The sequence below is a fragment of the Streptomyces sp. NBC_01288 genome, from assembly GCF_035982055.1.
Taxonomy (GTDB): domain Bacteria; phylum Actinomycetota; class Actinomycetes; order Streptomycetales; family Streptomycetaceae; genus Streptomyces.
Window position 1 is genome coordinate 1,900,380 of the sequence record NZ_CP108427.1, and the last position, 22,187, is coordinate 1,922,566.

The window sequence follows — 22,187 nt, forward strand, 5'->3', positions numbered from 1 at the left end:
AGCTCCACCATTTGTTTCGTATCGCGGAGCTGTTTCGCATAGCGAAACCATCCGCTCGGAGCTCTCCTGAGGAGCTGCTGTGCCCTCACCCGCTGCTGTGCCCTCACCCGCCGCTGTGCCCGCACACGTCCTGGATCCCCTGCTCCAGCCCTTCCGGCTCAAGCACCTCACCCTGCGCAACCGCGTGGTCAGCACCTCCCACGAACCGGCGTTCGGCGAGGACGGCATGCCCAAGGACCGCTACCGGGCCTACCACGTGGAGAAGGCGCGGGGCGGGGTCGGCCTCACGATGATCGGCGGCTCGGCGGTGGTCTCGCCCGACAGCCCGCCGGCGTTCGGCAACCTGCTCCTGTACCGCGACGACATCGTGCCGTGGCTGCGCCGGCTCACCGACGACGTGCACGAGGCCGGGGCCGCGGTGATGTGCCAGGTCACCCATCTGGGCCGCCGCACAAGCAACTTCACCGGCGACTGGCTCCCGGTGGTCTCCGCCTCGGCGCTCCGCGAACCCGCGCACCGCGCCTTCCCCAAGGCCGCCGAGTCCTGGGACCTGGACCGGATCGTCGCCGACTACGCGGCCGCGGCGGTCCGTTGCCAGGAGGGCGGCCTGGACGGCATCGAACTGGAGGCGTACGGCCACCTGTTGGACAGCTTCCTGTCCCCCGCGACCAACCACCGCGACGACGAGTGGGGCGGCGGCCTGGAGAACCGGATGGCGTTTCCGCGCCGGGTGATCCGGGCCGTCCGCGAGGCCGTCGGCCCGGACTTCGTGGTCGGCATCCGGATGTCGCTCGACGAGGCGCACCCCGGTGGCCTCTCCGGTCTCGCCTTCGACGAAGCGCTCACCGCCGCCGAGCGGTACGCCGCCGACGGCATCGACTTCCTCAGCGTCATCCACGGCTCCATCGAGAGCGACGCGTCCCTCGCGAAGGCCATCCCGTCCATCGGCACCCCCCTCGGCCCGTACCTGGACTTCACCGGCGAGATAAAACGGCGCCTCTCCGTCCCCGTGATGCACGCGGCCCGCATCGCCGACGTCGCCACCGCGCGGCACGCCCTGCGCGAGGGACTGCTCGACCTGGTCGGCATGACCCGCGCGCAGATCGCCGATCCGCACCTGGTCGCCAAGGTGACGGCCGGCCAGGAGGACCGCATCCGGCCCTGCGTCGGGGCGAGTTACTGCCTCGACGCGATCTACGACTCCGGCGACACCAAGTGCATCCACAACCCGGCCGTCGGCCGCGAACTCCAGGTACCGCACATCGTCGCCGCCACAATCGGCCGCCGCAGAAGGGCAGTTGTGGTCGGCGGGGGCCCGGCCGGACTGGAAGCGGCGCGTGTGCTCGGTGAACGCGGCCATGACGTCGTCCTGTTCGAGGCGGGCGACCGGCCCGGCGGGCAGATCAGGCTCGCCGCGTCGAACCCGCGCCGGGCCGACCTGATCCAGATCGTCGACTGGCGCCTCGCCGAGTGCAAACACCTCGGCGTCGACCTGCGCCTGGGCACGTACGCCGAGGCCGACGACATCCTCGCCGAACGCCCCGACCTCGTGATCGTCGCCACCGGCGGCCTGCCGAACCGCAGCTTCCTCACCGCGGGCCAGGACCTGGTCTCCGACACCTGGGACGTGATGACGGGCTCACTGCGCCGACCGCGCGGCGAGATCCTGGTCTACGACGACCACGGCGGCTACCCGGCGATGGACGCCGTGGAGGTCCTCACCGCGTCGCCCGGCGTCCGGATCGAGTACGTCACCCCGGAGCGCACCCTCGCCCCTGACGTCGGCAGCATGAACTCCCCTGCCTATCTACGGGCGTTCGCGAAGCACGACGTCACCACCACGCTCGCCCGGCGGCTGCGCTCCGTACGCCGGTCCGGGGACGGGCGGCTCACCGCGACCCTGTACAGCGAGTACACCGAGACGGAGACCGAACGGACCGTGGACCACGTGATCGTGGAGCACGGGACCCTCCCGAACGACGAGCTGTACGTCGAACTCCTCCCCGGCTCGACCAACCTCGGCGAGGTCGACCACCGCGCCCTGCTGGCGTACGAGGAGCAGTCGGTGGTCCGCAACGAGGCGGGCCGCTACCAGCTGTTCCGCATCGGCGACGCCGTGGCCGCCCGCACCGTGCACGCCGCGGTCTACGACGGACTGCGGCTGTGTCTGCCGGTCTGAGCGCCACCCCGTCCGCACGTCAACTCCCCAGTCGTACCGGAGAGATGAGATGAAGCAAGCGACCCCCGACGTCGGCGACCTCGTTGCCCGACGTCCCGCCGGTCAGAGCCTCGAAGCCCCGTTCTACGTCGGCGAGGAGTTCTTCGACCTCGACATCGAGGCCGTCTTCGCCCGGAGTTGGCTGTTCGTGGCCGCCGAGGCGGAGCTTCCCGAGCCCGGCGACTACGTGACGGTCGACATCGGGTCGTACTCGGTCATCGTCGTGCGCGACGACGACGAGGACGTCCGGGCCTTCCACAACGTCTGCCGCCATCGCGGCGCGCGCGTCCTCAACGAGGAGCGCGGCTCGGTGGGCAACATCGTCTGCGGGTACCACCGTTGGACGTACGGCGTGGACGGCAAACTGCTGCACGCCGAGTCCCAGGCGCCCGGCTTCGACCCGTCGTGCTTCGGGCTGCGCACCGTGCACGCGCGCACGGTGGCCGGGCTGGTCTTCATCTGCCTGGCCGACGAACCGCCCGCCGACTTCGACGAGGTCGCCGCCCGCATCGAGCCGTACCTCGCACCCCACAACCTGGCCAAGGCCAAGGTCGCCACGCAGATCGACCTGATCGAGAACGGCAACTGGAAGCTGACCATGGAGAACAACCGGGAGTGCTACCACTGCGTGGGCCATCCCGAGCTCCAGGCCTGCTACTTCCCCATCTACGGCTACCAGGAGCAGGACATCCCGCCCGCCCTGCGCCCCGCCTACGAGCGCTTCCTGCTGGCCGACGCCGAGGCCCGAAAAACCTACGACTCCTTGGGCCTGCCCTACGCCGAGATCGAGGAACTGGACACCCGCCCCACCGGTTTCCGCATCCAGCGCGAACCCCTCGACCTGGCCGGGGAGTCCTACACCCCGGACGGCACGGCCGCGTGCACACGCCTGCTGGCGGACTTCCCCACGGCCCGCCTGGGCCGGCTCTCCATGCACATCCAGCCCAACTCCTGGTTCCACTTCATGGCCGACCACGCGATCACGTTCTCCACGATCCCGCTCGGCCCGGACCGCACGCTCGTCCGCACCACCTGGCTCGTGCACGCCGACGCCGTGGAGGGGATCGACTACGACCTCGACACGATGACGAAGGTGTGGAAGGCCACGAACGACCAGGACGCGGTGCTGGTGGCCCGCGCCCACCAGGGCATCAGCAGCCCGGCCTATCTGCCGGGCCCGTACGGCCCGACGGAGGAGCAGGTCGAGGCGTTCGTGAACTGGTATGTGACCAGGCTCAAGGCACACCTGGAGCTCCAGCCATGAGCGAGACCGAAGAGCTGCTGGTCTGCCGTCAGGTGCACCCGCTCACGCACGACGTGTCCACGTTCGTGTTCGAGTACGCCGAGCCCCGGCTGTTCCGGCACGACCCGGGCCAGTTCCTGACGCTGACCCTCGACATCGACGGCCGGCCGGTCCAGCGCTGCTACACCATCTCCTCGTCGCCCACCCGCCCGTTCCTGCTCTCGATCACGGTGAAGCGCATCCCGGGCGGGCTCGTGTCGAACCGGCTGCACGATCGGCTGCGCCCCGGCGACACCGTGCGGGCGCACGGACCGCTCGGCGAGTTCAGCACGGCCCGGCATCCGGCGCCCAAGTACCTGTTCCTGTCCGGGGGTGTCGGGGTGACGCCGTCGATGTCGATGACCAGGACGCTGTACGACCTCGCCGACCCCGCCGACGTGGTGTTCGTGCACAGCGCGCGCACCCCGGCGGACATCGTCTTCCGCCATGAACTCGACCTCATCGCCGCGACCGCGCCCAACATCCGAGTGGTCCACATCTGCGAGGAGGACCGCCCGTACGCCCCCTGGGGCGGATACCGCGGCCGCCTCACGATCGAGACCCTTCGCCAGGTCGCGCCGGACTTCCAGGAACGGGAGGTCTTCACCTGCGGTCCCGCCCCCTACATGGCCGCCGTACGGCACATGCTGGCGGACTCGGGCCTCGACATGGACCACTACCACGAGGAGAGCTTCACCTTCGAGACACCGGCCACACAGGCCGAGGCCTCGCCGGCCACCGCCACGGATGCCGGATTCAAGGTCGAGTTCACGCGCAGCGGCCGCACCCTCGACTGCGACCCCGACACCTCGCTCCTCGCCGCCGCCTCCCGGGCCGGCCTCAGCCTGCCGGCCTCGTGCGCCCAGGGCATGTGCGGCACCTGCAAGGCGACCCTGCTCTCCGGCTCCGTCGACATGCAGCACAACGGGGGCATCCGGCCGCGCGAGATCACCCAGAACAAGATCCTGCTGTGCTGTTCAAAGCCGCTGGAGGACGTCGTGATCGACGCGTGAGGACACGAGTCGGGTGGCCGGGCCCCGGCTGGCGGTCAGCGGGTCTGCCGGCCGAACGCCTCGTACGCCGCCTCGTCGAAGAGCACGAACGTGACCTCCTCGACCGATGTCTCCGTCGCCCGAACCGTCTCTACGGCGATCCGCGCCGCGTCGTCCATCGGCCAGCCGAAGATCCCGGCCGAGACGGCGGGGAACGCGACCGTACGGGCGCCGAGTTCGTCGGCGACGCGCAGGGACTCGCGGTAGCAGGAGGTCAGCAGCTCCGAGCGGTCCTCCTCGCGGGAGTACACCGGCCCCACCGTGTGGATCACCCACCTCGCGTCCAGTTCGCCGGCCGTCGTCGCGACCGCCTTGCCCGTGGCCAGGCCCTTGCCGTAGTGCGAGGCGCGGAGCTTGCGGCAGTCCGCCAGGATCGCGGGGCCGCCTCGGCGGTGGATCGCGCCGTCGACTCCTCCGCCGCCCAGGAGTGAGGAGTTGGCCGCGTTGACGATCGCGTCGGCGCTCTGGCGGGTGATGTCACCCCGGACGAGGGTGATGGTGACGGTGGTCATGACTGCCTCAGTCGTCGCCAGACGGCCTTCGCCGCGTTGTGTCCCGACATGCCGTGCACTCCGGGGCCGGGCGGGGTCGCCGAGGAGCAGATGAAGACGGCCGGGTGCGGGGTGCCGTACGGGGAGAGGGAGAGCTTGGGGCGCAGCAGGATCTGGAGTCCGGTGACCGCGCCGGAGCCGATGTCGCCGCCCACGTAGTTGGCGTTGCGGGCGGCGAGTTCGGGCGGCCCTGCGGTCGCGCGGGCGAGGACGCGGTCGCGGAACCCCGGGGCGAAGCGCTCCAGTTGGCGTTCGAGGGCGTCTGTGAGGTCGCCGGTCCAGCCGCTGGGGACATGGCCGTAGGCCCAGAAGACCTGCTTCCCGGCCGGGGCGCGGGTGGGGTCGACGATGCTGGGCTGCACGGTGATCATGAACGGCTTGTCGGGAGCGCGGTTCTCGCGGGACGCGGCGCGCAGGGCGGTGCCGATCTCCGTGCTGTCGGCGCCGATCTGAACCGTGCCGGCGGTGCGCGCCTCCTCGGCGGTCCAGGGCACCGGGCCGTCCAGGGCGTAGTCGACCTTGAACACGCCTGCGCCGTAACGGTAGTTGGCGTAGTAGTCGCCGAAGCCCGCGATCTTCGCCAGGGCGGTGGGCGAGGTGTCGAAGACGTAGGCGCGGGCCGGCGGGAGGTCGTCGAGGCGCTTGACCTCGTAGTCGGTGTGGATCGCGCCGCCGAGGTCCTTCAGGTAGGCGGCCAGGGCGTCCGAGATGGACTGGGAGCCGCCGCGCGCCACCGGCCAGCCACGCGCGTGTGCCGCGAGGGCGAAGACCAGGCCGATCGCGCCGGTGGCGAAGCCACTGAGGGGGGCCATGACATGGCCGACGAGTCCGGCGAACAGGGTTTTGGCGCGCTCGTCCTGGAAGCGGCTGGTCAGCCAGGTCGACGGGGGCAGGCCGGTCAGTCCGAAGCGGGCGAGGGTGACCGGGTCGCGCGGCAGGGCGGTGCGCGGCAGGGACATGAAGTCGCGGACCAGGGTGTCCCACTTGGGGAGGAAGGGCTCGACCAGCCTGCGGTACGCGCCCGCGTCACGCGGCCCGAACGACGCGGCCGTCTCCGCGACCGACCGCGACAGCACGGCCGCGCTGCCGTCGGTGAAGGGATGCGCCATGGGCAGCTCGGGGTGCAGCCACTCCAGGCCGTAGCGCTCCAACGGCAGGGCGCGGAACGCGGGCGAGTTGATGCCGAGCGGGTGCGCCGCCGAACAGGGGTCGTGCCGGAAACCGGGGAGGGTCAGCTCCTCGGTGCGGGCGCCTCCGCCCACGGTGTCCCGGGCCTCGAACACGGCCACGGAGAAACCGCGCCGGGCCAGCTCCACGGCGGCCGTCAGTCCGTTCGGCCCCGCACCCACCACGACCGCATCGAGCATCGACGGCACCTTGGGACCCCTTCGTCAGCCGATGGCCACTCGACATCAGGATATGCCGCGGGACTGACACTCCCGGGGTCAGCCCACCAGGTGAGCGCAACCCGTGACCCTACGACGCCCTCAGCAGCTCCATCACGCGCTGTGCGGTCGCCGCGTCCCGGGCCGCCGTGAAGGGCAGCGCGTTTCCACCGGTGATGCGGAACGGCTCTCCCGTGAGCGTGCGGTGGGCGCCGCCCGCCTCCTCGACGAGGAGCAGGCCCGCCGCGTGGTCCCAGGCGGCCTCCCAGGAGAAGGCCGTGGCGTCCAACTCGCCCCGGGCGACGGCGAGATACTCAAGGCCGGCCGAGCCGCACGGGCGCGTGTGCACGCCGTCCGCCCACAGGCCGAGCAGGGCGCGCTTCTGGGCGTCCGTCGTGTAGTCCGGGTGGGAGGTGGCCACTTCCAGGTCCCGGGCGGGGTCCGGGGCGCCGGAGCGCAGCCGTACGCCGTCGAGGAAGGCACCGCGGCCCTTGACGGCGGTGGCCATCTGGTCGCGGGCGGCCGCGTAGGTCCAGGAGGCGAGCAGCTCTCCGTGCCGGGCGAGCGCGACCAGGGTGCAGAAGCCGGTCTCGCCGCGCACGAACTGCCGTGTCCCGTCGACCGGGTCGACGATCCAGACCGGGGCGTCGCCCTGTATCGCCTCGTACGTCTCCGGGTCGGCGTGCACCGCTTCCTCGCCGACGACGACGGAGCCGGGCAGGAGGGAGCCGAGCACCTTGGTCAGATACAGCTCGGCGTTGCGGTCGGCGTCCGTGACCAGGTCGTGCGGGCCGCTCTTCTGGTCGACCTCGTGCGCCGCGAGCTGGCGGAAGCGGGGCATGATCTCCGTGGCCGCCGCCCTGCGGATTGCTTCTTCGACGTCGGCCGTGTGCTGTACGAGAAACTCGTCGATGGTTTCGGTGTCTTCGATCATGCCTCCATGAGAGCACGCGTCACTGACAATCCCCACCCGCCCGGTGCACTCCGGGTGGAATCACCATGAACACCCGGCTCCGGAGATCACCGGGAGCCGGTCCCTCCCACGGCAGGTCAGCGCCCCACCGCGTACCCCTGCATGCCCCGCGGATTCGCCGCCGCCGACAGGATCCCGGCCTCCGGGTCCCGGGCGACCGCGCACAGCCGCCCTTCGGACCAGGCGTCGCCGACGGTCACGTCATGGCCGCGTCGCCGCAGCTCCTCCACCACCGCCTCGTCCATGCGGGACTCGACGGTGACGCTCCCGGGGCGCATGCCGCGCGGGTAGAAGGAGCCGGGGAAGCTGTCGTTGTGCCAGTTCGGGGCGTCGATCGCGCCCTGGAGGTCGAGGCCGCCGCGTGCCTTCGCGCGCGCGGCGACCGCCAGGAAGAAGTGCAGCTGCCACTGGTCCTGCTGGTCCCCGCCTGGTGTGCCGAACGCCAGGACCGGCACTCCGTCGCGCAGGGCGATCGACGGGGTGAGCGTGGTGCGCGGACGACGGCCCGGGACAAGGGAGTTGGGCAGGCCGGGCTCCAGCCAGGCCATCTGGAGCCGGGTACCGAGAGGGAAGCCCAGCTCGGGCACCACCGGGTTGGACTGCAACCAGCCGCCGCTGGGCGTGGCCGCGATCATGTTGCCCCAGCGGTCGACGACGTCGAGGTGGCAGGTGTCGCCGCGGGTACCGCCGTCGGCGCTCACCCGCGCGACGGTCGGCTCCCCCGCCCCCATCGGGTCGAAGCCGGACTCCTCGGGCGCCACCACGCGCGCGTGCCCGCACAGGCGCGGCGCGCGCCCTCCGGGACTGCCCGGCCGCAGCTCGTACGACGCCTTCGCGCCGATCAGCTCCCGCCGCGCCGCGTTGTAGTCCACCGACAGCAACTCCCCCAGCGGTACGGCGTCAGGGTCCGCGTCCCCGTACCAGGCCTCCCGGTCGGCCATCGCGAGCTTGCAGCCCTCGATCAGGAGATGGACGTAGTCGGCGGATCCGTAGGCGGGCAACTCGGGCGGGAGCAGGGCGAGTTGCTGGAGGAGGACCGGGCCCTGGCTCCAGGGGCCGGCCTTGCACAGGGTCCAGCCGTTCCAGTCGTACGTCGCCGGGGCCTCGTAGGACGCGGACCAGGAGGCCAGGTCGGCGGCCGTGAGGGTGCCGGTGTGGCGCTCGCCGCTGGTGTCCATGGTGGGCCGCGCGGACTGTCGTACAAGGGCCTCGGCGATGAATCCCGACCGCCACACCTCCCGTGCCGCCTCGATCTGGGCCTCCCGGTCCCCCGCCCCGGCCACCTCGGCGAGGAGCCGCTTCCAGGTGGCGGCGAGGGCGGGATTGCGGAACAGCTCGCCGGGCCGGGGTGCCTTCCCACCGGGCAGGTACACGTCCGCCGACGAGGTCCACTCCGTCTCGAACAGCTCCCGTACGGCCTCGACGGTCGCGCCGACGTTCTCCACGCACGCGTGGCCGTCCTCGGCGTACCCGATGGCGTACTTCAGGACGTCGGCCAGGGACTTCGTGCCGTGGTCCCTGAGGAGGAGCATCCAGGCGTCGAAGGCGCCGGGAACGGCCGCCGCGAGGGGGCCCGTACCGGGTACGAGATCCAGACCGAGTCCCCTGTAGTGGTCGATCGTCGCGCCCGCGGGGGCGACGCCCTGTCCGCACAGGACGCGCACCTCGCCGCCCGCCGGGGCGAGGAGGATGGGCACCTCGCCGGCGGGGCCGTTGAGGTGCGGTTCCACGACGTGCAGGACGAACGCCCCGGCGACGGCGGCGTCGTACGCGTTGCCGCCGTCCTCCAGGACGGCCATCGCCGACTGCGAGGCCAGCCAGTGGGTCGAGGACACCATGCCGAAGGTGCCCTGGAGCGTGGGTCGGGTGGTGAAGTGCATATCTCACCTCGGTGTTCGCGCGCGTGCGCCGGGGCTCGGCTCCGGTCGCCCTGGTCGGGCAGCAGACTATCGACCGGGCGCGTTCACGCTTCGCGGCCCTACTTCGCGGGAGCGAAGACGCGTTGGGCCGCGACGACCGCCCCGCCGCGTGCCCACTCCTCGAACGGCAGGGGGCGGACCACGAGATCGCAGTCCACCGCGGCACCGAAGGCGTGGTCCACGAAGGCCTGCCGGATGTGGTCGGCGAACAGGTCGTAGGAGGCGACGCCCTCGCCGGAGATGATGATCCGCTCCGGTCCGATGAGGTTGGCGACGCAGGCCAGGGCGAGGCCCACGGCGTGTCCGGCGCGGGCGAAGACGGTCCGGACGGCGGGGTCGCCGGTGTGCGCGAGGCGGATCGCGCCGTCCATGGTCAACTCCGCGTCGCCGGTGGCCTGTCGGGCCTGCTCGACGATCGCGTGGGTGGAGGCGACCGCCTCCACGCACCCGGTGTTGCCGCAGGTGCAGACCCGGTCGGTACCGCTCACCGGCAGGTGCCCCACTTCGCCCGCCACGCCGTGCGCTCCGGAGACCACCCGGCCGGCGACGCAGAGCCCGGCGCCGATGCCGACGCCGACGGTGACCAGGGCGAAGATCGACAGCCCGACGCCGGCGCCGAACCACTGCTCGGCCACGGTCAGGGCCCGTACGTCGTTCTCGATGACCGTCGGTGTCCCGGTGGCCGTCTCGACGAGCTGGGCGAGCGGCACCCGGCGCCAGTCGAGGAAGGGCGAGTACTGGACCGTGCCCAACTGGCTGTCCACGTCGCCGGAGATGGTGACGCCGATGCCGTGGAGGCCGGTGGTGCCCTCCAGGTTCGCCGCCGTGCGCAGTTCGTCGACCAGCCGGGCGATGGCCAGCACCACGGTGCCCACGTCGCGTGAGTCGAGGCGGACGCGCCGGGAGGCCAGTGGACGGGCCGTCAAGTCGGCCAGTACGCCGATGAGTTCCTCGCCGGTGACCTTCACACCGGCGAACAGGGCGCGTTCGGCCCGTACTTCGACCGGGGTCGCCGGGCGGCCGTTCGTCCGCTCGGTGGCGGGCCGGCCGCCCTCGGTGATCCAGCCGTCGGCCATGAGCGAGGTGGCCACTTTGGTGACGGCTCCCGGGGTCAGCCCGGTCCGCCGGCCGATCTCGGCGCGACTCAGCGGACCGTGCTGGAGCAGGGTCTGCAGGACGAGGGCGGCCGCGGGTGGCTGGTCGGCGAGGCTCATGGGGCGACGTTACCTTTCCTTTGGAAAGTAAGACAAGGCCTATACATCGGCCCTATCGGCCTGAAACCGCAGGTCATTCGACAGCAGGTGGCCGAAACCCCCCACCTGGCCTCACAAAGGTCGGAGTTTTCTACGCGTTGACTATGTTGACGCTGGAAGGAAACTAAGCCTAGATTCGCCGCACTCCTCGTCGGGGCGGACGGGACGGTCCTGCGCCGGTGAGGAGTGTGTGGCCCCCACCCACTCGCCCGTTGGTCCCAGCGAACCCTCTCGGTGATGTCCCGGGACGACCACCACCGAGAGGCTCCCCGCACCCGACACCTCAGGCGGGAACCCCGCCTGTAGCCGCGCCCTGACGGAGTACACACATGCCTCGTCCAGCTCGACCCACACGTCTGAGAACCCTCACCTGCCTCACCGCGCTCACGGCGGCCCTCATCGTGCCCGCCTCCGCACGGGCCGCGACCGGCGCGGACGCCTCGGGGGCCCAGGCGTCCGGTGCCACGAGCACGCCCCTCGTGGCCGCCAAGCCGTACATGGGCTACAGCACCTGGAGCGTCGAATCCACCAACTTCCCCGGCTACGGCGGGGACTGGCTCACCGAGGCGCACGTCCTGCAACAGGCGGACGTACTGTCCTCGAAGTTGAAGTCGCACGGCTACAACTACGTGAACGTGGACGCCGGCTGGAACGACGCCAAGGGCGACGCCTATGCCCGGCCGACCCCGAACCTGACGAAGTTCCCGCACGGGATGAAGTACCTCGCGGACCAACTCCACCGCAAGGGACTGAAGTTCGGCCTCTATCTGGCCGTCGGCCTCTACCAGCAGGCGTACAACGACGGCAAGACGCCCATCTACAACGCCCCGGGCTGCACCACCAAGGACATCGTCTACCCGGACCTGCGCAAGACCAGCGGCTGGGACGACGTCTCGTACCAGCTGAACTTCGCCAGCCCCTGCACCACCAAGTACATCCAGTCCGAGGCCGACCAACTCGCCTCGTTCGGCGTCGACTTCCTCAAGATCGACGGGGTGGGCCCCGGCTCGAACCAGGGCGACGACGCGCACAACAACGTCCCCGACATCCAGGCGTGGCACACCGCCCTGAAGAACACCGGGCGGCCCATCGAGTTCACCCTGTCCTGGTCGCTCAGCCACAACCAGGCCGACGTCTGGAAGGCCAACTCCAACGGCTGGCGCGTCGACACGGACGTCGAGTGCTACTGCGACACCCTGGTGACGTGGAACAACTCCGTGAAGGCACGCTGGAACGACGTCGTGCCGTGGATCGACGACGCCGGGCCGGGCCACTGGAACAACCTCGACTCGCTCGACGTGGGTTCGGACGTCATGGACGGCGTCAACCAGACCGAGCGGCAGAGCTACATGACGCTGTGGGCCATCGAGGCCGCGCCGCTGTACATCGGTGACGACCTCACCAAACTCGACAAGTACGGCCTGAAGCTGCTCACCAACGACGAGGTCATCGCGGTCGACCAGGCGGGCACCCCCGCCAGGCCGGTCAGCCAGAAGACCCCGCAGCAGACCTGGTACACCCGCAACGCGGACGGCAGTTACACCGTGGCCCTGTTCAACCTGGGCAAGGGCTACTCGGACGTGACCGCCGACTTCAGCGACCTCGGCATCAGCGGCAAGGCCAAGGTCCGCGACCTGTGGAGCCACAAGAACCTCGGTTCGGTGAGCGGCAAGTTCACCGACAACCTGGCCCCGCACGGCTCGCGTCTGCTGCGCATCACGCCTCCGGGCACCGGCAGCCACCCGGGTGTGCCGCTCAACGTGCACGGCACCGCGTCGACCGGCGACAGTGTCTCGCTCGCCTGGAGCGCGGTGAACTCCGGTACGAAGAGCACCGGTTACGACGTGTACGCCAACGGCACCAAGAAGGCCACCGTCACCGGCACCTCCGCCACCGTGAGCGGTCTGAAGGCCGGTACCGCCTACTCCCTCACCGTGGTCGCCCACGACGCGAAGGGCCGAAAGTCCAGCCCCAGCAAGGGCGTTGACGTCACCACCCCGGCGGCCGGCGGGCCTGTCTCCTACGAGGCCGAGGCCTCCGGGAACACGCTCAGCGGCAACGCCTCCGTGGGCGACTGCTCCGCGTGCTCGGGCGGCAAGAAGGTCGGCAACCTCGGCGGCACCGGAACCCTGGCGGTCAACCACGTCACCGCGCCCCGTGACGGCACCTACCTGATGAAGGTCGACTACCTCGACGGCGACACCGGCCGCACGATGATCATCAGCACGGGTGGCAGCTCCTTCCAGCAGTTCCTGCCGGGCAGCAACGACAACAACTGGGGCCGACCCAGTTCGATCACCGTGCCCGTCCAGCTGAAGGCCGGCGACAACACCATCGCCTTCGGCAACGCCTCGGACTACGCCTCCGACGTGGACCGCATCACCCTCTGACCGTCGTCCGTCCGACCTGACCAGCCTCCAACCGACCGACATCCGAGGAGAGTTCCGTGGTGGTCACATCACAGGGCGAGCCCAAGACGCCGACCACACCGCCGTCCGCCGCGGTGACCACCACGGCCACCGCCCCCGGCTCGACCCCCCACGTCCGCAAGACCCGTTCGGCCCGCAGGGCGAGCCGTTACGCGCCGACCAGGTCCGCGGCGGCCCGCCGCCGCGACCTGCCGGTCGCCCTCCTGCTGATCATTCCCTCCGTCGTCGGATTCGCCGTCTTCTACGCCTATCCGACCCTGCGCGGCATCTACCTCAGCTTCACCGACTTCCACGTCCTCACCCCGCCGAACTGGGTGGGACTGTCCAACTTCCACCAGATGTTCGGCGACGACGTCTTCTGGCACTCGCTCCTCGTCACCGTCTACTTCGTGATCCTGGCCGTCGTCTTCGGCACGTTGGCCTCCCTGGTGACGGCCGTGGTGCTGCACCGGGTCACCAAGTCGTCGGCACTGCGCGGCGTCATCCTGCTGCCGTTCCTGATCTCCAACGTGATCGCCGCGCTGGTGTGGCAGTGGATGCTCGACCCGTCCCTCGGTGTCGTCAGCCTCGTCCTTCAGCATCTGACGGGCCACTCCATCCTCTTCTTCGGCAGCAGCGGCTGGGCCATCCCGTCCCTCGCCGCGATCAGCATCTGGAAGTGGATGGGGTACTACTCCCTGCTGATCTTCGCCGGACTACAGACCATCCCGACCACCATCTACGAGGCGGGTCGGGTGGACGGCGCCAGTGAGGTGCAGATGTTCCGGCGCCTCACGGTGCCCCTGCTGCGGCCGATCCTCGTCATGGTGGTCGTCCTGACGGTGATCAACTCCTTCCAGGTGTTCGACATCGTGCAGGTCACCACCCAGGGCGGCCCGGCGAACGCCTCGAACGTGCTGCAGATGTACATCTACAGCAAGGCGTTCAGGCAGTTCGACTTCGGCTACGCCGCCACCCTCTCGCTGGCCCTGTTCGCCCTGCTCATCACGGTCACCTTCACCCAGCTGCGGCTCGCCCGCGCCAACGAATCCGACCTGAGCTGAAGGAGCCCGTCATGGCAGTCACCCTCGCCCCCGGCCGGGCGGCCACCGCCCGGCCCCGGAAGAACCGCCGGAGCCTCTCCCCCGGCAGGATCGTCGCCTGGATCTATCTGGGCATCGTCGTCCTCATCACGCTCTTCCCCTTCTACTGGATCCTGCGCACCTCGCTGTCCAACAACTACAAGCTGTCGACGCACCCGTCGTCGCCCCTGCCGGTGGGCTTCACCTGGGGCGCCTTCGAACGCGTCCTCGGGATCGCCTCCACCGCCGAGGCACAGGCCCAGGGCGGCTCGGGCGCGGCCATCAACATCGCGCTCTATCTGCGCAACTCGCTGATCTACGCGTCCGTGCAGACGGTGCTGATCGTCCTGTTCGCCTCGGCCGGCGCCTACGCGTTCTCCCGGCTGCACTGGCGTGGCCGCAACCTGGTGTTCAACATCCTGATCACCGCGCTGATGGTGCCCAGCGTGTTCACGCTGCTGCCCAACTTCGTCCTCGTCAAAGACCTCGGACTGACCAACACGTTCGCCGGACTGATCCTGCCCGGGGCGCTCTTCCAGGCCTTCACGCTGTTCTTCCTGCGGCAGTTCATGCTCGGCCTGAGCACCGAGGTCGAGGAAGCCGCCATCATCGACGGCGCGGGCCCGCTGCGGATCTTCTTCCGGATCATCCTGCCGATGTCGACCGCGCCGATCGCGACCGTGTCGTTGCTGATGTTCGTCAACGCCTGGAACGACTACTTCTGGCCGCTGTTGATCACCAACAGCCAGGACGTGCAACCGCTGACCCTCGCGCTCGGCGTCTTCAAGCAGTCCTCGCCCCAAGCGGCCCCCGACTGGGCGGGGTTGATGGCCGCCGCCCTGGTCGCGGCGCTGCCGATGCTGCTGCTGTTCGTCGCCTTCGGCAAGCGCATCGTCAACTCCATCGGCTTCTCCGGCCTCAAGTGACCGGCCGTACCCCGCGATTGGACGACACAGCCATGCACTCCAGCGACCTGGTGCTGAGCTGGCCCGCGCCCGCCGCCACCTGGGCGGAGGCCGCCCCGGTCGGCAACGGCAGGATCGGCGCGATGGTCTTCGGCGGCACCGGCCGGGCCCGTATCCAGATCAACGACTCCACCGTCTGGTCCGGCACCCCTACCGGCCCGGCCACCGCCCTCGCCGCACTCCGTGCGCAGGGGGCCGGACCGGAGCGGCTCGAAGAGGTCCGCGCCGCGCTGCGCGCCGGCGACCAGGACCGCGCCGAGTCCCTGCTCATGACCTTCGAGGGGCCCTACACCCAGGAGTACCTGCCGTACGCCGACCTCTACTTGACGGTGGCAGGCGGCGAGCGCGCCGAGTACCGCGGCAGGACGCTCGACCTCGACACCGCGGTCGCCGAGGACGGCTTCGACCTCGACGGGACTTCGGTACGGCGCCGGGTCTGGGCCGACGCCGTCAGCGGCGCGCTGTGCGTGACGCTGGACGCGGACGGCGGCACCGTGGACCTGGCCGTCGAACTCTCCACCCCACTGCGGGAGATACTGCGCTCGGCCGCCCCCGACGGCATCACACTGGGCATCGCGATACCGGTGGACGGCGCCCCCGACCACGAACCCGGGGTCGCGGAACCGCTGCGCTACGCGGACGGTCCCGTCGACGGCTACGACCCCTTCGGCGCCCTCGCGCTCGCCGTGCACACCGACGGCACGCCGACCGTGGACGACGAGGGAGGACTGCGCGTCACCGGCGCCTCCCGCGTCCTGCTCACCCTCGCCAGTTCCACCGCGGCCGACCGCGACTGGAGCGGGGCTCCGGCCCTGGACCGCGCCGCTCATCTGGCCGAGGCCGGCGAGCTCGCGGCGCGGGCCCTCGCACAGGGCGCCGACCGTCTCCTCAAGGACCACGAGGCCGACGTACGGGCCCTGTCGGGCGGCACCTCCCTGCGTGTCGGGCCGCGCCGCTCCGGCACCTACGACGTCGCCCGCGACATCCTCGGCGGCGACGACGAACTCCTCACCGCCACCGTGCTGTTCCAGCTCGGCCGCCATCTCCTGGCCACCGCCTCCCGCCCGCACACCGGCCCGCCGGCCAACCTCCAGGGCATCTGGAACGCCGACCCGCGCCCCGCCTGGTCGTCCAACTACACGATCAACATCAACACGCAGATGAACTACTGGGGCGCGGAGGCGGTCGGGCTCAGCGCCTGCCACGAGCCCCTGTTCGACCTGCTCGACCGCCTGGCCGTACAAGGCGCGCACGTGGCAAGGGAGTTGTACGGTGCGCGCGGCTGGGTGGCGCATCACAACACCGATCCCTGGGGGTGGGCGCTGCCGGTCGGCATGGGGCACGGCAACACCTCGTGGGCACTGTGGATGATGGGCGGCGCCTGGCTGTCCCAACACCTGTGGGACCACTACGACTTCACCCGCGACCTCGGCTTCCTGCGGGAGCGCGCCTGGCCGTTGCTCAGCGGCTGCGCGGAGTTCCTGCTCGACTGGCTCGTCGACGACGGCACGGGGCATCTCGACACCCTGCCGTCTACCTCCCCGGAGAACCTGTTCCTGGCCGACGGCGTCCCGAGGTCACTGACCCGCTCCGCCGCCATGGACCTGGCGCTGATCCGGGCCACCTTCCAACGGACCCTGGCGGCAGCCGAGTTGCTGGGTCTGGACACACCGCTGACCGGCGAGATACGTGCGGCGCTGCCCCGGCTGCGCCCGCTGCCTCTCTCGCCGGAGGGACGGCTCCAGGAGTGGGCCGAGGACCTGACCGAGGCCGACCCGCACCACCGTCACCTCTCGCACCTGATCGCCGTACACCCGCTCGGTCTGATCGATCCCGACTCGGCCCCCGAACTGGCCGCCGCCGCACGGAAGTCGATGGATCTGCGCGGGCCCGGGGCGATGGGCTGGTCGTGGTCCTGGAAGATCGTTCTGCGGGCGTGGCTGCGTGACGCCCCGACCGCGCGCTCGCTGTTCCTTGAGGCGATCCGGCCGCTCGACGGTGACGCGGGGGTGGACGCCCCTGTGGACGGCTCCCGTTGGGGCGGGCTGCTGCCCAACCTGTTCTCCACGCATCCGCCGTTCCAGATCGACGGCAACTACGGGCTGATGGCCGCCGTGGCCGAGATGGTGGTGCAGAGCCACACCGGCGTCCTCGACCTGCTGCCCGCGCTGCCCGCCGAGTGGACCGAGGGTGAGGCCCGGGACCTGCGCTGCCGTGGCGGCCTGGCCGTCGACTTCGCCTGGAACGAGGGCGAGTTGACCGGCGCGACCGTGCGCAGGCTCACCGGTGACTCCGCCGAGACCGTGCGGATCCGGTGTCTCGGCCGCACCGCCGAGCTGCTGCTTCCGGCCGGTCACCAGGTGGAGCTGGACGCTCTGCTGCGGCCCCGGGGGGAGCCGGTGCCGTGCTGAGCGAACAGGACGTCCCCGAGCTGTTCGCCTACCGCAGCGCCTATCGCGAACCCGCCGACTTCGACACCTTCTGGAAGGGCACCCTCGCCGAGACCCGCGCCGGACAGGAAGCCGAACTGCGGCTGACGGAGGTCGCCACCGGCCTGGAGACGGTCGACGTCTTCGACGCCGTCCTCCCGGGCTTCGGCGGCCACCCGGTCCACGCCTGGCTCCGGATGCCCCGGCACCGCGGCGGCCCGCTGCCCGCCGTGGTCCAGTTCCACGGCTACGGCAGCGGGCGCGGCGCCCCGATCGACGACTTGCTGTGGCCGTCCGCCGGGTACGCGCATCTGCTGGTGGACGCGCGCGGCCAGGGCGGCGCCTGGGCGGGCGGGGGCGCGACCCCCGACCCGGTCGGCAGCGGCCCGGCGCATCCCGGTTTCCTCACCCGGGGCATCGAGGACAAGGACACCTACGTCTACCGGCGGGTGTTCACCGACGCCGTCCGCGCGGTCGACGCGCTGCGCGCCCGCACCGACCTCGTCGACCCGGACCGGGTCGCCCTGGTCGGCCCCAGCCAGGGCGGCGGCATCGCCCTCGCGGTCGCCGGACTGGTGCCCGGTCTGGCGGCGGCCCACTTCCAGTCGCCGTTCCTCTGCGACATCCGGCAGGCCACCCGGCTCACCTCCGCCGAACCGTACGCCGAGATCATCGGCTATCTGGCGGCCCGCCGGGACCGGGTGGAGCAAACCTTCGACACCCTCGGCTACTTCGACGGACTCGCCTTCGCCCGCCGCGCGACCGCCCCGGCCCGGTTCTCCGCCGGGCTGCGCGACGAGGTGTGCCCGCCGGTCACCGCGATCGCCGCCTACCACGCCTACGCCGGCCCCAAGGAGCTGCGGCTGTGGGAGTTCAACGGCCACGACGCCGGCGGGTCCGAGGACCTGGCCGTCGCCCTGGGCGCGTTCGGCGCCCTCCTCAAGACGTCGTCCCATCCGGCGGTGCTGCCGTCCCCCGCACCCACCGCGTCATCCCGAAAGAAGGAACAATGAGAAGAATCAAGGGAGTTCGAAAGACGGTCGCGCTGGGCGCCACGCTCACGCTGGCCGCCCTGCTCTCCGCGTGCTCCAACGGCTCCTCCTCCGCCGGCGGTTCCAAGACCGTCAACTGGTGGACCTGGGACGACAAGCAGGCCGCCGCGTACAAGGTGTGCGCCACGGACTTCGAGAAGGCCAACCCCGGCACCACGGTAAAGATCACGCAGTACAACGTGAACGACTACTTCACCAAGCTGACCGCCGGATTCGTGGCCGGCAGCGCGCCCGACGCCTTCCAGAACAGCGTCCAGTTCTTCCAGGCGTACGCCTCCCAGCACCAACTGCTGGCGATGGACGACTACATCAAGAAGGACGACTTCGACCTGTCCCGGTTCTCGGTCGGTGTGGACGCCTGGAAGTTCACCGACGGCAAGCAGTACGCCCTGCCCCTGGACTGGGCGGCGGCCGGCCTCTACTTCAACGACGACGCCGTCAAGAAGGCCGGGTACACCGAGAAGGACGTCGACTCGCTCAACTGGAACCCCGACAACGGCGGCACGCTGGGCAAGATGATCGCCCACCTGACGATCGACACCAAGGGGCGCCGGGGCGACGAGAAGGGCTTCGACAAGTCCCACATCAAGACCTACGGCTACGGGGAGATCGCGGCCAAGGACTTCATCGGCCAGACCACCTGGAGCCCGCTGGTCAGCACCACGGGCTGGCGGCTGGGCGACAAGGCCAGCTGGCCGACGGTGTTCAACTACTCCGACCCGCGGTTCGTGAAGACCATGAACTGGATCCGCTCGCTGACCGACAAGGGCTACGCGCCCAAGATCGGGCAGTTCACCGACAGCGTCAGCGACGTCGACCTGCTCTCCTCCGGCAAGGTCGCGATGGAGACCGGCGGTTCGTGGGAGGCCTCGACCTTCGTGAAGATCCCCGGCCTCAAGGTCGGCATCGCACCCACTCCCTACGGCCCCGACGGCAAGACCCGGGCCGTGCTGAGCAACTCCAACGGGAACAACATCTGGGCCGGCACCAAGAACCCCGACCTGGCCTGGAAGTGGGTCTCCTACATGGGCAGCGAGGCCTGCCAGTCCAAGGCCTCCCTGACCGGCACCTTCTTCCCGTCGATCCCCGCCTCCATGGACGCCTCGGCCAAGGCACTGGCCAAGACGGGCGTGGACCTGTCCGTCTTCACGGACATGATCAAGGACAAGGTTCTCTACCCGTCCCCGGTCTACGGCAACGGCGCGGCCCTCCAGGACGCCCTGCAGCCGCTGTTCCAGGGCTACTTCGCCGGACAGAAGAGCGACTCGGTCTTCACGGACATGCAGAAGCAGAGCAAGCAGCTGCTCGCCAAGAAGTGACCCCACCACCCCTCCGCACTCCCTGTCCGACCGCCGGACGGGCCCACTGAGCCGGGCCTGTCCGGTGGAGCCGGACGACCGGAAAGGAACTCCGCATGTCTGACCCCACGGCGCGGATCCACATCCTGCGCGCGGCGGGCACCGCCCTCGTCGTGGAGCTCACCGAGCCGGTGCCCAGAGTGCTGCACTGGGGGGCCGACCTGGGTGACCTCTCGCAGGACGCCCTGGCCGCGCTCGCCCTGACCGGCGAACCCGCCGTGCTCAACAACTCCGTCGACATCCCGCGCCGGTTCACCGTCTGGCCCACCGAGGCCGACGCCTGGTCGGGCACCCCGGCCCAGGAGGGCCATCTCGCCGGCGCGTTCGCCGCGCCCCGGCTGACCCTGGCCGACAGTTCCTGCCGACCACGGGCGGCGGGCGGGGAGTTGACCCTTTACCTCACCGACCCCGGAACCGGACTCGACGTCACCCTCTCCTACCGTCTGGAACCCTCCGGAGTACTGGGCGTACGGACCACGCTCACCCGTCGGCCGGACGCCGACCCGGCACCGTACGACCTGGCGCACATCACCACGCTGCTGCCGCTGCCGCGCCGCGCCTGTGAGGTCCTCGACTTCACCGGCAAGTGGAGCCGGGAGCGCTCACCCCAGCGGCAGCCGCTGGGCTTCGGCACCCATGCCCGTGAGGTGCGGCGGGGCAAGCCGGGACTGGACTCGCCGTACGTCATGGCGGTGGGCGTGCCCGGATTCGGCTTCCGCGCCGGGGAGATCTGGGCCGTTCACGTGGCCTGGAGCGGCGACCAGCGGTATCTGGCCGAGCAGTTGCCGGAGGGCGCGGGCACCCATGCGGCGGTGCTCGGCGGCGGCGAACTCCTGCGGGCCGGGGAGATCCGGCTCGCACCCGGCGAGTCGTACACCGCCCCGGTCTGTCACTTCGCCTGGTCCGACCTGGGCCTGGACGGGCTCGCCGACCGCTTCCACACCCTGCTCCGGGCCCGCCCCGCCCATCCTCGCGGCCCCCGCCCGGTGATCCTCAACAGCTGGGAGGCGGTGTACTTCGACCACGATCTCGACCGGCTGCTACGGCTGGCCGACCGGGCCGCCGAGGTCGGGGTCGAGCGGTTCGTGCTGGACGACGGCTGGTTCCGGGGCCGTCGTTCGGACGACGCCGGGTTGGGCGACTGGACCGTCGACCCGGTGGTGTGGCCCGAGGGACTGACCCCGCTGGTGGACCATGTGCGCTCGCTCGGCATGGAGTTCGGCCTGTGGGTCGAGCCGGAGATGATCAACCTGGACTCCGACCTGGCCCGCGAGCACCCCGACTGGGTGCTGGGCCCCGCCCGCGGGGTCGGTCCCGCGGCACGTCATCAGCATGTGCTGGACCTGGCCAACCCCGATGCCTGGCAGTACCTGTTGGACGCGCTGGACGCGCTGGTGGAGAAGTACGCCATCGCCTATCTCAAGTGGGACCACAACCGGGAACTCCACGAGACCGTGCACTCCGCCGCCGACCGTCCCGTGGCGCACGCCCAGGTGGTGGCCCTCTACCGGCTGATCGACGCGCTCCGGGAGCGCCATCCGGCGCTGGAGATCGAGAGCTGCGCCGCCGGTGGCGGACGGGTCGACCTGGGCATCCTGGAGCGGACCGACCGGGTCTGGGCCTCGGACTGCAACGACCCGGTGGAGCGCCAGACCATCCAACGCTGGACCGCGCAGCTGCTGCCCCCCGAACTGGTCGGCACCCATGTGGGCCCGCACACCAGCCACACCACGGACCGCGCCAGCTCCGATCAACTCCGCCTGACCACCGCCCTGTTCGGGCACGCGGGCATCGAACAGGACCTCACCCGCTGCTCCCCGGAGGAACTCGCCCGGCTCACCGCCTGGACCGCGCTCCACCGCGAGCTGCGTCCGCTGCTCCACGGCGGGCGCACGGTCCGCGCCGATCTCGCCGACGAGTCGACCCTGCTGCACGGAGTCGTGGCCCACGACGGGTCGGCCGCGCTGTACTGCTGGGCGCGGCTCGCCACCTCCCCCGAGGGACAGTACGGGCGGGTGCCGTTGCCCGGCCTCGATCCCGAGGCGACCTATCGGGTGCGGGTGCGCAGCGAGCTGGGCCGGCCGTCCTTCCACGAGGTGACGGAACCCGCCTGGCTGCCCGCGGCCCTCGCCGACGGCCTGTCCCTCCCCGGCTCCGTCCTCACCGTCGCCGGCCTGCCCCTGCCGAACCTCAACCCCGAGCAGGCCCTGCTCCTCGAACTCACGAGGACGGCCGGCTGACCGTAAAGGGCGAGGCGTAC

Annotated in this window: 15 protein-coding genes; 10 read left to right on the plus strand and 5 right to left on the minus strand. The window is 70.7% G+C overall.

What is annotated here, in order from left to right; all coding sequences use genetic code 11:
• Positions 1 to 79: 79 nt before the first annotated feature.
• Genes OG194_RS08365 through OG194_RS08375 form a run of 3 tightly spaced genes read left to right on the plus strand, consistent with a single transcriptional unit; the run spans position 80 to position 4,513 of the window.
• On the plus strand, positions 80 to 2,179 hold the full coding sequence (locus OG194_RS08365; protein WP_327400218.1) for an oxidoreductase: 2,100 nt from the start codon (positions 80 to 82) through the stop codon (positions 2,177 to 2,179).
• Between the two features lie 49 nt (positions 2,180 to 2,228).
• Positions 2,229 to 3,482 (plus strand): aromatic ring-hydroxylating oxygenase subunit alpha, encoded by a 1,254-nt coding sequence (locus OG194_RS08370; protein ID WP_327400219.1) that lies wholly within the window; start codon positions 2,229 to 2,231, stop codon positions 3,480 to 3,482.
• Positions 3,479 to 4,513, plus strand: a complete 1,035-nt coding sequence (locus OG194_RS08375) for a hybrid-cluster NAD(P)-dependent oxidoreductase (RefSeq protein ID WP_327400220.1) — start codon at positions 3,479 to 3,481, stop codon at positions 4,511 to 4,513. Before OG194_RS08370 ends, OG194_RS08375 begins: the two co-directional genes overlap by 4 nt.
• Before the next feature lie 35 nt (positions 4,514 to 4,548).
• Here the strand turns inward: OG194_RS08375 and OG194_RS08380 are convergent, their stop codons facing one another.
• The 5 genes from OG194_RS08380 to OG194_RS08400 form a co-directional block, all read right to left on the minus strand.
• The gene (locus OG194_RS08380) at positions 4,549 to 5,064 is read right to left on the minus strand and encodes an O-acetyl-ADP-ribose deacetylase (protein WP_327400221.1); all 516 of its coding nucleotides are present in this window, start codon (positions 5,062 to 5,064) and stop codon (positions 4,549 to 4,551) included.
• The gene (locus OG194_RS08385; RefSeq protein WP_327400222.1) at positions 5,061 to 6,470 is read right to left on the minus strand and encodes a phytoene desaturase family protein; all 1,410 of its coding nucleotides are present in this window, start codon (positions 6,468 to 6,470) and stop codon (positions 5,061 to 5,063) included. The genes OG194_RS08380 and OG194_RS08385 overlap by 4 nt, the downstream gene beginning before the upstream one ends.
• A 109-nt stretch (positions 6,471 to 6,579) precedes the next feature.
• The gene (locus tag OG194_RS08390) at positions 6,580 to 7,422 is read right to left on the minus strand and encodes an inositol monophosphatase family protein (RefSeq protein ID WP_327400223.1); all 843 of its coding nucleotides are present in this window, start codon (positions 7,420 to 7,422) and stop codon (positions 6,580 to 6,582) included.
• A gap of 116 nt (positions 7,423 to 7,538) precedes the next feature.
• Positions 7,539 to 9,341, minus strand: a complete 1,803-nt coding sequence (locus OG194_RS08395; RefSeq protein WP_327400224.1) for a gamma-glutamyltransferase family protein — start codon at positions 9,339 to 9,341, stop codon at positions 7,539 to 7,541.
• A 98-nt stretch (positions 9,342 to 9,439) separates the two neighbouring features.
• A complete protein-coding gene (locus tag OG194_RS08400) occupies positions 9,440 to 10,594 on the minus strand; it encodes an ROK family transcriptional regulator (protein ID WP_327400225.1) in 1,155 nt (384 codons plus the stop codon).
• Positions 10,595 to 10,962: 368 nt separating this feature from the next.
• Here OG194_RS08400 and OG194_RS08405 point away from each other — a divergent pair, with 368 nt between their 5' ends.
• The 7 genes from OG194_RS08405 to OG194_RS08435 all read left to right on the plus strand — a co-directional run bounded on the left by OG194_RS08405 (position 10,963) and on the right by OG194_RS08435 (position 22,167).
• Positions 10,963 to 13,023 carry a fibronectin type III domain-containing protein gene (locus OG194_RS08405; RefSeq protein ID WP_327400226.1) on the plus strand — a complete coding sequence of 687 codons (2,061 nt, stop codon included), beginning with the start codon at positions 10,963 to 10,965 and terminating at the stop codon, positions 13,021 to 13,023.
• A 56-nt stretch (positions 13,024 to 13,079) separates the two neighbouring features.
• Positions 13,080 to 14,105 (plus strand): carbohydrate ABC transporter permease, encoded by a 1,026-nt coding sequence (locus tag OG194_RS08410; protein ID WP_327400227.1) that lies wholly within the window; start codon positions 13,080 to 13,082, stop codon positions 14,103 to 14,105.
• Positions 14,106 to 14,116: 11 nt separating this feature from the next.
• Positions 14,117 to 15,049, plus strand: a complete 933-nt coding sequence (locus OG194_RS08415) for a carbohydrate ABC transporter permease (RefSeq protein ID WP_327400228.1) — start codon at positions 14,117 to 14,119, stop codon at positions 15,047 to 15,049.
• A 32-nt stretch (positions 15,050 to 15,081) separates the two neighbouring features.
• A complete protein-coding gene (locus OG194_RS08420; RefSeq protein ID WP_327400229.1) occupies positions 15,082 to 17,499 on the plus strand; it encodes a glycosyl hydrolase family 95 catalytic domain-containing protein in 2,418 nt (805 codons plus the stop codon).
• Entirely contained in the window at positions 17,493 to 18,530 is a 1,038-nt protein-coding gene (locus OG194_RS08425) for an acetylxylan esterase (RefSeq protein ID WP_327400230.1), read from the plus strand. The genes OG194_RS08420 and OG194_RS08425 overlap by 7 nt, the downstream gene beginning before the upstream one ends.
• Positions 18,527 to 19,888, plus strand: coding sequence for an ABC transporter substrate-binding protein (locus OG194_RS08430; RefSeq protein WP_327400231.1), 1,362 nt, complete (start codon positions 18,527 to 18,529; stop codon positions 19,886 to 19,888). Before OG194_RS08425 ends, OG194_RS08430 begins: the two co-directional genes overlap by 4 nt.
• 95 nt (positions 19,889 to 19,983) lie before the next feature.
• Entirely contained in the window at positions 19,984 to 22,167 is a 2,184-nt protein-coding gene (locus OG194_RS08435) for an alpha-galactosidase (protein WP_327400232.1), read from the plus strand.
• The last annotated feature ends 20 nt before the right edge of the window (positions 22,168 to 22,187 follow it).

What these genes read in the sequence shown, in the direction of transcription:
- OG194_RS08370 (WP_327400219.1), top strand. Translation starts at nt 2,229, where the DNA reads ATGAAGCAAGCGACCCCCGACGTCGGCGACCTCGTTGCCCGACGTCCC.
- OG194_RS08375 (WP_327400220.1), top strand. Translation starts at nt 3,479, where the DNA reads ATGAGCGAGACCGAAGAGCTGCTGGTCTGCCGTCAGGTGCACCCGCTC.
- OG194_RS08380 (WP_327400221.1), bottom strand. Translation starts at nt 5,064, where the DNA reads ATGACCACCGTCACCATCACCCTCGTCCGGGGTGACATCACCCGCCAG.
- OG194_RS08385 (WP_327400222.1), bottom strand. Translation starts at nt 6,470, where the DNA reads ATGCTCGATGCGGTCGTGGTGGGTGCGGGGCCGAACGGACTGACGGCC.
- OG194_RS08390 (WP_327400223.1), bottom strand. Translation starts at nt 7,422, where the DNA reads ATGATCGAAGACACCGAAACCATCGACGAGTTTCTCGTACAGCACACG.
- OG194_RS08395 (WP_327400224.1), bottom strand. Translation starts at nt 9,341, where the DNA reads ATGCACTTCACCACCCGACCCACGCTCCAGGGCACCTTCGGCATGGTG.
- OG194_RS08400 (WP_327400225.1), bottom strand. Translation starts at nt 10,594, where the DNA reads ATGAGCCTCGCCGACCAGCCACCCGCGGCCGCCCTCGTCCTGCAGACC.
- OG194_RS08405 (WP_327400226.1), top strand. Translation starts at nt 10,963, where the DNA reads ATGCCTCGTCCAGCTCGACCCACACGTCTGAGAACCCTCACCTGCCTC.
- OG194_RS08415 (WP_327400228.1), top strand. Translation starts at nt 14,117, where the DNA reads ATGGCAGTCACCCTCGCCCCCGGCCGGGCGGCCACCGCCCGGCCCCGG.
- OG194_RS08420 (WP_327400229.1), top strand. Translation starts at nt 15,082, where the DNA reads ATGCACTCCAGCGACCTGGTGCTGAGCTGGCCCGCGCCCGCCGCCACC.
- OG194_RS08430 (WP_327400231.1), top strand. Translation starts at nt 18,527, where the DNA reads ATGAGAAGAATCAAGGGAGTTCGAAAGACGGTCGCGCTGGGCGCCACG.
- OG194_RS08435 (WP_327400232.1), top strand. Translation starts at nt 19,984, where the DNA reads ATGTCTGACCCCACGGCGCGGATCCACATCCTGCGCGCGGCGGGCACC.